We start from the raw sequence: 10,653 nt of genomic DNA on the forward strand, positions 1-10,653 counted from the left end.
TCCTTAAAATTGTTTCAAAAACCTTAATTTATTATCATAGAACAATCTCAAATCATCAATGCCATATTTTAGCATGGCAATACGCTCAATCCCCATCCCAAATGCATATCCCTGATATTTATTAGTATCATACTTAACCGATCTGAAAACTTCAGGATCTACCATCCCACACCCTAAAATCTCTAACCATCCTGTGTAACCGCAAACTCTACAACCTTTACCACCACAAATCACACAACCCATATCTACTTCAGCACTTGGCTCTGTAAAAGGGAAAAAACTCGGTCTAAACCTAACTGGAATATCTTCACCAAACATTCTTTTTATAAAAAGAGTTAGCGTTCCTTTTAAATCAGCAAATGTTACTTTTTCATCTACCAACAACCCTTCCACCTGATGAAACATTGGAGAGTGAGTAACATCATGATCACATCTATAAACTTTACCAGGAGCAATAATTTTGATGGGAGGAGTATTTGCTTCCATTACTCTAATTTGCACAGGTGATGTATGTGTTCTTAACAAAATATCATCTGTGATATAAAAAGTGTCTTGCATATCTCTTGCAGGGTGCTCCTTTGGTATATTTAAAGCTTCAAAATTGTAATAATCATATTCTACTTCAGGACCAGTAGCTACTTCGAAACCCATAGCTGTAAAAATATCCACAATTTCATAGTAAGTTTTTGTAATAGGATGTAATGCCCCAGGCACAAAAGGGAATCCTGGGATAGTGATATCAATAGATTCCAGTTCAAGTCTTTTTTTCTTCTCTTCTTCTTTTAATCTGTAATACTTGGCATTGTATAATTCTTCAAATTTTATTCTGAGCTCATTAATCTTTTTACCAATTTCTGGTCTCTGCTCAGGTGGAAAATTTTTCATTTGTTTATTTAACAGAGAAATACTACCTTTTTTACCAAGATATTTTACTTTTATTTTATACAACTCATCAATGGTAGCACTTGCTTCTATCTCTTCTTCAAAACCTTTTACACTGCTTAAATCAAGCTCCATAAAACACCCCACAATACTCTAAGTTTTATCAAACACTTCGGTTGATTTATCATAATCTGAAAAACATAAAGTTTCTGTATAAAACATAAATCAACCAAAATGTTTAATAAAAATATAAAAAAAACCGGGGAAACCCCCGGTTTATGAAATAGGTTATCCAGTAACTTTTTTGACCAGTTTTTCAAACTCTTCGGGATTGTGAATCGCCATCTCAGAAAGAACTTTACGATTAATCTCAATATTATTTTTTTTCAACAACCCCATAAACTTACTGTAACTTAAACCATACTGCCTGACTGCCGCGTTAATACGAATAATCCAAAGCTTTCTAAATTCTCTTTTTCTCTGCTTTCTGTCCCTATAAGCATATACTAAAGCACGTTCTGCAGCTTCACGGCTTTTTCTGTAAACGTTATTCGCTGCACCACGAAACCCTTTAGTAAGTTTTAACCATTTTTTCCTACGCCTTCTTGTCTTAAATCCACCTTTAGCTCTTGGCACATTCTCCTCCTTTTTTTAAAGATACGGTACTAATTTTTTGACATTCTGGGCATCAGCTCCTTCCAGGATGCCAGGGTGGCGCAAAGCGCGCTTTCTCTTTGTGGCTTTTGAGGAAAGGAGGTGCCTCAAGCCACTCTTTTTGTACTTAACTTTTCCGCTGCCAGTCACCTTAAATCTTTTGGCAGCCCCTCTGTGGGTTTTTACCTTTGGCATTCATACCTCCTAAACTTAATTGTGTTTCGGTGCAAGCACCATTATCTGCTGACGACCCTGCATCTCTGGGTGTTTTTCAACAACACAGAGATCTTCCAGATCTTTTACAACTCTATTTAAAATTTCAAGACCTTGATCCTGGAACATCATTTCTCTACCACGATATCTCATCACAATCTTAACTTTATCGCCATCTTCTAAGAATCTCTTTACATGCTTCAGTTTTACCTGATAGTCATGCTCTTCAATTTTAGGTCTAAATTTCATTTCTTTTACTTCAATTTGATGTTGACGTAGCTTTTTACGGGCTTCACGCTCTTTTTTGTTTTTCTCAAACTTATACTTACCATAATCCATTATTTTACAAACCGGCGGTTTAGCACTTGGTGCTACTTCTACAAGATCAAGCCCACTATCTTCTGCAACCTTTAACGCCTCATCGATACTAACTATTCCGTACTGACTTCCATCTTCCAATATCAACCTTACCTCAGGAGCAGTAATCTCCTCGTTTACTCTGTCTTTGTCTTCCTTTTTTATAAATCACCTCCACAACTTATTACTACGATAATTATCCAGCTCTTTTATTACACTAATATAATCAAAAAAATCAAGATTATTTTTATTTTCCCCTGTTCTCAATCTCACAGAAACAGTTGATTTTTCAACTTCATTATTTCCAATAATAATCATATGTGGGACCTTTTGAAGTTGTGCTTCTCTAATTTTATAACCTATTTTTTCATTCCTATTATCAAACTCAACCCTAAAGCCTTCTTTTCTCAACTTACTTTCTATTTCTCTACAGTAATCATATTGGGCATCGGAAACATTGATTATTCTTATTTGAACAGGAGCAAGCCAAAATGGAAAAGCTCCAGCATAATGTTCTATTAATACACCAAAAAATCTTTCAAGAGATCCAAGTAGCGCTCTATGCACCATAAAAGGTCTTTTTTCTTTACCATCTCTATCCACATATGTCATATCAAAACGTTCAGGAAGATTAAAATCAAATTGAATAGTCGTCATTTGCCATTCTCTTCCTATAGCATCCCTAATCTTAAGATCTATTTTAGGGCCGTAAAATGCACCTCCACCTTCATCCAATTCAAACTCTATACCAGAATCTTTAATAGCATTCTCAAGAGAATGTGTGGCCTTTTCCCACATTTCATCATCACCTACACTTTTCTCAGGACGTGTGGCAATATACCCTTTAATCTGGTCAAAACCGAAATCTTTCCACATTTTCAAAGAAAAATTTAAAACTTCTTTTATTTCGTCAACAATCTGCTCTTGAGTACAAATTATATGTGCATCGTCCTGAGTAAAACCTCTTACCCTTAACAACCCATGTAAAACTCCAGATCGTTCAAACCTATACACGGTACCAAGTTCAGCTAAACGCAACGGTAAATCTCTATATGAACGAACTTTTGATTTATACACCATAATATGAAATGGGCAATTCATGGGTTTTATATAGTAATCATTCCCATCAATATCCATAGGGGAATACATATTTTCTTGATAAAATTTGAGATGACCAGAAGTTTCCCAAAGAGAAGATTTCCCTATATGAGGTGTATAAAGCATTTCATAACCGTTTTTAAAATGTTCTTCTTTCCAAAAGGATTCAATAACCGACCTAATCCTTGCACCCTTTGGAAACCAACAAATAAGTCCAGCTCCAATTTCATCGAAAGTTGAAAACAACTCCAAATCTTTCCCTAATTTTCTATGATCCCTTTTCTTTGCTTCTTCAAGTCTGTGCAGGTATTCATCAAGTTCACTTTTCTTGAACCAAGCAGTTCCATAAATTCTTTGAAGCATTTTATTGTTTTCATCGCCTCTCCAGTATGCACCAGCAACACTAAGAAGCTTAAAATATTTTATTTTTCCAGTAGATTCAAGGTGAGGTCCTCTACAAAGATCAACAAACTCTCCCTGCTCATAAACAGAAACAATATCTTCTTCCAGTTCGTTTATTATCTCAACTTTATAATCTTCACCCAATTTTTTAAACAACTCTATAGCTTCTTTTTTAGTAACCTCTTTCCTTCTAATAGGTAAATTCTCTTTAGCAATTCTCGACATCTCAGCTTCAATTTTTTCAAGATCATCCTCTGTAAAAGGGGTATCAATATCAAAATCATAATAAAAACCATCTTCAATGGTTGGACCAATGGTAACTTTCACATTCTTAAAAAGTCGCTTTACAGCTTGAGCCATTAAATGAGCTGTAGAATGTCTTAGAACTTCAAGTCCATTTTTATCCCTTTCGGTAATAATCTTTACTTTATCTCCATCATTTACTTTACAATAAATATCCACCATCTCTCCATTTATAATCCCAGCCACAGCCTGTTTTGCAAGACCTCGACTTATTGCTTCTGCAACATCTTTCACACTGGCATTATCTTTTACTTCTATCTCTGAATCATCAGGTAAAACAACCTTCATAGTACTACTCCATTTAGCATTTTTGGGTTCTGAATATGTCACAATGTAAACAAATAATCAAGCACTTTATCATCCTGGAATCACTGCAATTTTTGCCTTTATTTAAAACAACTAGAGATTTCAACTCCCTTTTTAAATACCTTTTCAATTCGATTGACACCAAAATTATAAACAATGTATCTGTAATCAGGTACATTTAACAATATTAAATCGGCTTGTTTACCCAAATGAATAGAACCTGTTATATATGAAAGCTCCAATGAATATGCTCCATTAATGGTTACTGCGTTTATCACTTCTTCCATTGTCATCCCCATCTTTAAACAAGCAATGGCCATAATAAGAGGTAATGAATGGGTATATGAACTCCCAGGATTCAAGTCTGTCGATAAAGCCACAATCCCGCCTCTGTCCAAAATTTTCCTTGCAGGAGCAAAATCATCGGACATAAGAAAAAAAGTAGTCCCAGGTAACAAGTTAAAAACAACACCTGTATCTATCATTTTTTCAATATTTTCATCGCTAACCTTAACAAGATGTTCAGCACTCACAGCCTCAAATTCAGCGGCAAGACCCGCACCCCCAAGAGGGTAAATCTCATCAGCATGAATCCTAATTTTAAATCCTAATCTTTTTGCAGCAGAAAGTATCCTTCTTGTATCATCAAGCTCAAAAACACCCTTTTCACAAAAGATGTCCACATAGTCAGCTAAACCTTCTTTTTTAACTACAGGAAGCATCTCATCGGTAATTACTCTAATATATTTTTCTTTATCATCCCTATATTCAAGTGGAATTTCATGGGCACCAAGGAAAGTAGCTTTTATATCAAGTGGATATTCTTCTTGCAATTTTTTTATAACACGCAACTGCTTCAATTCATTTTCCAAGTCAAGACCGTAACCACTTTTCATCTCTATGGAAGCCACACCATGCTTAATCATTAATTCTAAATCCTTTTTAGCCGCCTTGTAAAGCTCTTCAAAAGTTGCATTTCTCACTGCTCTAACCGTTGAATTTATACCGCCACCTTCCCTTGCAATTTCCATATACGATTTACCCATAATTCTTTTGTTAAACTCATCTTCTCTTGAACCGATAAAAGGGATATGCGTATGAGGATCCACAAACGCCGGCAACACACATTTACCACTTGCATCAATTATGTCATTGCAATCCACATCTTTTTTCGTAATATCCGCAATAACCCCATCCTCTATAACAAGATTCACATCCTCATAAATCTGCAGCTTTTTAGCATTATCTCCGGCAGCAAAATCATGATTTTTCGGTGTCACAAGCTGTTTTATATTTTTAATAACCTTTCTCATAGATAACCCCATTCTGCAACATTTTCCACCACATGAAAAATTATATGAGCAGCTAATCTTGCTGTTCTACCATCAGTATCAAAAGATGGATTCACTTCTGCAATATCAAAAGCTACCAATTTCCCGGTTTTTGCAATTTCCTTAAAACAAGCTAAGAAATGATTAGGAAAGATACCGAAAGGGATAGGAGCACTCACGCCACAAGCAATAGATGAAGAAAAAACATCCATACAAACAGTCATATAGACTGCAGAAGTATTTTCAATAAATTTTTTAATCCCATTAATTACACTTTGCAAATCGTTAAATAATTCTTCAGCAAAAACACATTTTCCACCGAATTTTTTATTTCTATCAAAAAGAAGTTTTGTATTACCACTTTTTTGTATCCCTACACATAAATACTTATAAAATTCTTTCATTTCATCGGCAATTTGAGCAAACATAGTCCCTGATGATGCCCCATTTTCATAAGGCCTATTATCAAAATGGGCATCAAAATTTACTATTACAGGTTTTACATCTTTTACTCCACTAAATGTCCCGTAAGCCACTTCATGACCACCACCTAATACTATGGGAAAAGCTCCCATTGACCTTATTTTATCCACTTTTTGTGAAAGCATCAATTGTCCATCTTCAAGCTGTCCATCATCCACAAGAATATCACCGGCATCAAGCAAATTTAAATCTTCCCAATGCCATGGAAGAGATGCTAGATATTTTCTGATAACAACAGGGGCATCCTTCGCCCCTACTCTACCCATATTCCTTTTTACACCTTCATCACAACAAAATCCTAATAAAACTATAGACGGTTTTTGAACTTTCTCAGTTTTATCAAGGTTTATTTGCTTAATAACTTGATGCCATCTAAAAGTCGCATAATCATTTATAGAGTCAACTCTTCCAGACCATTTAAAATTATCGTATTTATATTCGCACATATCCTCTTCACCTCAATCATAACCTATCCTATTCCAAACCTTGAACCTGTGGAATAAGGCATATACTTACATGTTCTGGAAGAATAGGTACAAATTTCATGCTTGGTAAGTAAAATTTTAAAATACCGTATTCCACGAGTTGAACTTTGAACATCAAACTTTCCTATCTCTCCATTACACTACTTACTCTAAAATATCTTTTAAAACTCCAAATTTCTTTCCAACTTCAATTGCCTCTTCATAACCAGCATCAGCGTGTCTATAAATCCCCAGTGCAGGATCATTAAATAAAACCCTTTTTATGCAGCGCTCCGCTCTCTCCGTACCATCCACAAGGATTACCATCCCAGCATGTTGTGAGTATCCTATACCTACACCGCCACCATGATGAAAAGATACCCATGTAGCTCCACCTGCCGTATTCGACATTAAATTCAATAAAGGCCAATCAGAAATAGCATCACTACCATCTTTCATACCTTCGGTTTCTCTGTTTGGAGATGCAACAGAACCACAATCAAGATGATCTCTACCTATCACTATTGGTGCTTTCACTTTCCCACTTTTCACTAGATCATTAAATATTAATCCAGCTTTTTCACGCTCTCCAAGCCCCAACCAGCATATCCTACTGGGTAATCCCTGAAAAACCACTTTTTTCTGCGCTTCTTGCAACCAACGAACCATATGCTTGTTTTCAGGAAAAGCCTCCATTAATGCCCTATCAGTTTCAAAAATATCCTCAGGGTCCCCAGACAAAGCGACCCATCTAAAAGGCCCCTTACCTTCACAAAAAAGTGGTCTAATAAATTCAGGAACAAATCCATTGAAATCAAAAGCATTTTCCACACCACCCTCTTTTGCAAACTCCCTTATGTTATTTCCGTAATCAAATACAATACTGCCACGTTTCTGCATCTCAAGCATCGCTCTCACATGTCTTACAATAGTTTTTATAGCAAGTTCTCTGTATTTTTTTGGATCATTCTTTCTCAAATCAAATGCTTCCTCTAAACTCATACCGGATGGCACGTACCCATTTACCGGATCATGTGCTGATGTCTGATCAGTAACAATATCGGGAATAATACCATCAGCAAGAAGCTTTTCAAGTACATCAGCAGCATTGCCCACAAGCCCTACAGAAACAGCTTTTTTTTCCTCTTTGGCTTTCAAAACGATAGTAATTGCTTCTTCATAAGATTCAGTCATGATATCAATGTACTTTGTATCAAGTCTTTTTTTAATACGCTCTGGATCTACATCTATACCTAAAAAAGTTGCACCTGCAAGAGTAGCAGCAAGGGGTTGAGCACCACCCATACCACCAAGTCCACCTGTAATGAGAAGCTTACCGCTTAAATCTCCATTAAAGTACTTTTTACCACATGCCACAAATGTTTCATAAGTTCCCTGTAAAATCCCTTGTGAGCCTATATAAATCCAGCTACCTGCAGTCATTTGACCATACATAATCAAACCACGCTCTTTAAGTTTGTTAAAATATTCCCAATCAGCCCATTTTGGCACTAAATTACTGTTTGCAATTAAAACCCTTGGGGCTTCTTCATGAGTTCTTACTACCCCGACAGGTTTTCCTGATTGCACTAAAAGGCTATGGTTGTTATCAAGTTCAAGTAGTATTTTGATTATTTTTTTCACAGCCTCTTGATTCCTTGCAGCTTGCCCTGTACCACCATATACGATTAGATTTGCGGGATCTTCAGCTACTTCTTTATCAAGATTATTTAAAAGCATTCTTAAAGGAGCTTCTGTCTGCCAGCTTTTTGCATGAAGAATATTTCCTCTTGGTGATTTATACTCTGGATGATTGGCGTATCTTTTAATAAATTCCGAATAATTCATTATAACCTCCATATAAATTTATCCCTTTTTGTTCTGCTGTTTTTCTTGCAGCAGATACAAGGCTTCCATCGGCAATGAGCCTTCTTGCTTTCCACAAATCATTTGCAAATATTCTATCCTCATCGGCATGATCGATCTCTTCTCTCACCACATGATGGCAGGCTTCTAATATCAGGCTCGATCTCAATGGGCGCCTGAAATCAAATGCCTGAGCAGCACAAACTAACTCAACCGCCAAAATATTTTCAAGATTATCAAGCACCTTATTCAATTTTCGTCCACTTACTGATCCCATACTGACATGATCTTCTTGCCCCATTGATGTGGGTACACTGTCAGCACTTGCCGGGAAACAGAGCGTTTTATTCTCAGTTACAAGTGCAGCAGATGTGTATTGAGGAATCATAAATCCAGAATTTACTCCAGTATCTTTCATAAGTAATTTTGGTAAGCCAACTTTTCCCTCAAGTAAAAGATAGGTTCTTCTATCTGAAATATTTCCAATTTCGCTCATAGAAAATGCTGCATAATCCATCGGCAAAGCAATAGGTTCTCCGTGAAAATTGCCACCGCTTATTATTTCTTCTTCACTTAAAACAATAGGATTATCGGTTACTGAGTTGATTTCTACCGACACAACCTCCTTGAAGTGCAAAAAAGTATTCCACACTGCACCATGCACCTGAGGTATGCATCTTAAAGAATACGGGTCTTGAACTCTGTCGCAGGTTTCATGCGATTTTAAAATCTCAGAGCCTTTAAGCATCTCTCTAAACTTATGAGCAACATAAACACACCCTTTATAATTTCTCAAATTATGCAATCTTTCATCAAAAGGCTTTACGGAACCCATTAAAGATTCCAAAGTCATGGCACCTATAATATCAGCATTTTCCAGCAAGTTTTTCATCCTATATAATGCGCTTACAGCAAAGGCAGCCATAAACTGTGTGCCATTTATCAAAGCCAACCCTTCTTTTGCTCCTAATGTAATTGGGGAAATTTTCAACTTTTCGTAAACTTTGGCAGTATCCAGTATTTCACCATTGAATTTTACTTTCCCATATCCGATCAAAGGTAAAAACAGATGAGCTAAAGGAGCAAGATCTCCTGAAGCTCCCACAGAACCTTGAGAAGGTACTTGCGGTATTACATCATTTTCCAAAAACCATAGGATACGCTTAATAGTGTTTAAATTTACTCCGGAAAAGCCGAACGAAAGTGAATGGGTTTTTAATATAAGCATAATTTTTACAATATCATCGGGTAAATAATCACCAACACCAGCGCTATGACTCTTCAATAAATTGTATTGTAGTTCGATTGTATCATCAGCACTAATTTTGGTGGAGCAAAGAGGCCCAAATCCGGTGTTTACACCATAAACAGGTAAATCTCTACTGGCAACTTTTTGCGTCGTTTCATACGATTTTATTATTTTCTCTTTAACATCACCTGAAATAATTGGTTTTGTGAGTCCTTTTAAAATATCAAATACAATTCCAACAGTTAGTTTATCTTTGCCGAGAAAAAACTCTTTCATTTCCCCTCCCATTTAAAAAATAGTAGCCATTTCTCTTACGGCAGCCCCTTCTCTTGTGTACTTAAATCTTGTTCCTATCCTGTATTTGTTTCCAGGAGAAATAAATTTCACATAGGTAACAACATCATTCCCAAGCCATGTTCGCCTTCTAAGTTGCAAACAAGGTGTAGCCATATCTATCTGCAACAACTCTGAAACTGTCTTATCAGGTAAAATAGCTTCAACAATGTGTTCTGCTTCAGTTAAAGGGGTGGTGCGCATTAAATACTGATGTGCTGTCTCATTTTCAAAGTTTGCATCAAGATATTCCGGCACGATTTTTCTATTTACATATCTATCTTCAAGTTGAAACGGTTCATTGTCTGCAAAGTGGACAAAAATTGTGCGATAAACTATCTCACCATCATTTAACGCCATCCATTTCATAGCCTCACTGTTAACTAGTGTTTCCTCCATCAGTACTGTTTTCAACTTATGTTTTTTCCCAAGTCGTTCAATCTCATCAACAATATTTTTTATTTCAAGCATTTCAGAGACATTACACTCCTCTGCCACAAAAGTCCCTTTTCCTTGCAAACGAAACAAAACACCTTCAGATGTTAATTCCCTTAGTGCCCTATTTACAGTCATTCTGCTAACACCAAACAATTTGGATAATACATTTTCAGAAGGAATTTTAAAACCAGGCTTCCACTCCCCCTTGTGAATCATATTAACTATAAATTTTTTAATCTTTACATAAGCCGGTGATATCTCCATATGTTGCTCC

General features: G+C 36.1%; 10 protein-coding genes. All 10 read right to left on the reverse strand.

Features of this window, described 5'->3' with window-relative positions:
• Positions 1 to 3 precede the first annotated feature (3 nt).
• The 10 genes from pheS to hutC all read right to left on the reverse strand — a co-directional run bounded on the left by pheS (position 4) and on the right by hutC (position 10,643).
• On the reverse strand, positions 4 to 1,017 hold the full coding sequence (gene pheS, locus OWK30_RS08260) for a phenylalanine--tRNA ligase subunit alpha (protein WP_423325429.1): 1,014 nt from the start codon (positions 1,015 to 1,017) through the stop codon (positions 4 to 6).
• A 153-nt stretch (positions 1,018 to 1,170) separates the two neighbouring features.
• Positions 1,171 to 1,518, reverse strand: a complete 348-nt coding sequence (gene rplT / locus OWK30_RS08265) for a 50S ribosomal protein L20 (RefSeq protein ID WP_423325431.1) — start codon at positions 1,516 to 1,518, stop codon at positions 1,171 to 1,173.
• A 15-nt stretch (positions 1,519 to 1,533) separates the two neighbouring features.
• Positions 1,534 to 1,731, reverse strand: a complete 198-nt coding sequence (gene rpmI, locus OWK30_RS08270) for a 50S ribosomal protein L35 (RefSeq protein WP_423325433.1) — start codon at positions 1,729 to 1,731, stop codon at positions 1,534 to 1,536.
• Positions 1,732 to 1,746: 15 nt separating this feature from the next.
• On the reverse strand, positions 1,747 to 2,271 hold the full coding sequence (gene infC, locus OWK30_RS08275) for a translation initiation factor IF-3 (RefSeq protein WP_423325503.1): 525 nt from the start codon (positions 2,269 to 2,271) through the stop codon (positions 1,747 to 1,749).
• Between the two features lie 3 nt (positions 2,272 to 2,274).
• The gene (gene thrS / locus OWK30_RS08280) at positions 2,275 to 4,197 is read right to left on the reverse strand and encodes a threonine--tRNA ligase (RefSeq protein WP_423325435.1); all 1,923 of its coding nucleotides are present in this window, start codon (positions 4,195 to 4,197) and stop codon (positions 2,275 to 2,277) included.
• Positions 4,198 to 4,295: 98 nt separating this feature from the next.
• Positions 4,296 to 5,528 carry an imidazolonepropionase gene (gene hutI / locus OWK30_RS08285; protein ID WP_423325437.1) on the reverse strand — a complete coding sequence of 411 codons (1,233 nt, stop codon included), beginning with the start codon at positions 5,526 to 5,528 and terminating at the stop codon, positions 4,296 to 4,298.
• Positions 5,525 to 6,475: a formimidoylglutamase gene (gene hutG / locus OWK30_RS08290; RefSeq protein ID WP_423325439.1), complete on the reverse strand. Its 951-nt coding sequence runs from the start codon at positions 6,473 to 6,475 to the stop codon at positions 5,525 to 5,527. Before hutG ends, hutI begins: the two co-directional genes overlap by 4 nt.
• Before the next feature lie 183 nt (positions 6,476 to 6,658).
• Positions 6,659 to 8,341, reverse strand: a complete 1,683-nt coding sequence (gene hutU / locus OWK30_RS08295) for a urocanate hydratase (protein WP_423325441.1) — start codon at positions 8,339 to 8,341, stop codon at positions 6,659 to 6,661.
• Positions 8,319 to 9,884 (reverse strand): histidine ammonia-lyase, encoded by a 1,566-nt coding sequence (hutH, locus tag OWK30_RS08300; RefSeq protein ID WP_423325443.1) that lies wholly within the window; start codon positions 9,882 to 9,884, stop codon positions 8,319 to 8,321. The genes hutU and hutH overlap by 23 nt, the downstream gene beginning before the upstream one ends.
• Positions 9,885 to 9,896: 12 nt before the next feature.
• Entirely contained in the window at positions 9,897 to 10,643 is a 747-nt protein-coding gene (gene hutC, locus OWK30_RS08305; protein ID WP_423325445.1) for a histidine utilization repressor, read from the reverse strand.
• Between the last annotated feature and the right edge of the window lie 10 nt (positions 10,644 to 10,653).

It is taken from the genome of Deferribacter abyssi (assembly GCF_049472655.1).
GTDB classification, from domain to species: Bacteria; Chrysiogenota; Deferribacteres; order Deferribacterales; family Deferribacteraceae; genus Deferribacter; species Deferribacter abyssi.

Coding starts and splice junctions, on each gene's coding strand:
- rpmI (WP_423325433.1), bottom strand. CDS start 1,731: ATGCCAAAGGTAAAAACCCACAGAGGGGCTGCCAAAAGATTTAAGGTG.
- pheS (WP_423325429.1), bottom strand. CDS start 1,017: ATGGAGCTTGATTTAAGCAGTGTAAAAGGTTTTGAAGAAGAGATAGAA.
- hutC (WP_423325445.1), bottom strand. CDS start 10,643: ATGGAGATATCACCGGCTTATGTAAAGATTAAAAAATTTATAGTTAAT.
- hutU (WP_423325441.1), bottom strand. CDS start 8,341: ATGAATTATTCGGAATTTATTAAAAGATACGCCAATCATCCAGAGTAT.
- hutG (WP_423325439.1), bottom strand. CDS start 6,475: ATGTGCGAATATAAATACGATAATTTTAAATGGTCTGGAAGAGTTGAC.
- hutI (WP_423325437.1), bottom strand. CDS start 5,528: ATGAGAAAGGTTATTAAAAATATAAAACAGCTTGTGACACCGAAAAAT.
- thrS (WP_423325435.1), bottom strand. CDS start 4,197: ATGAAGGTTGTTTTACCTGATGATTCAGAGATAGAAGTAAAAGATAAT.
- hutH (WP_423325443.1), bottom strand. CDS start 9,884: ATGAAAGAGTTTTTTCTCGGCAAAGATAAACTAACTGTTGGAATTGTA.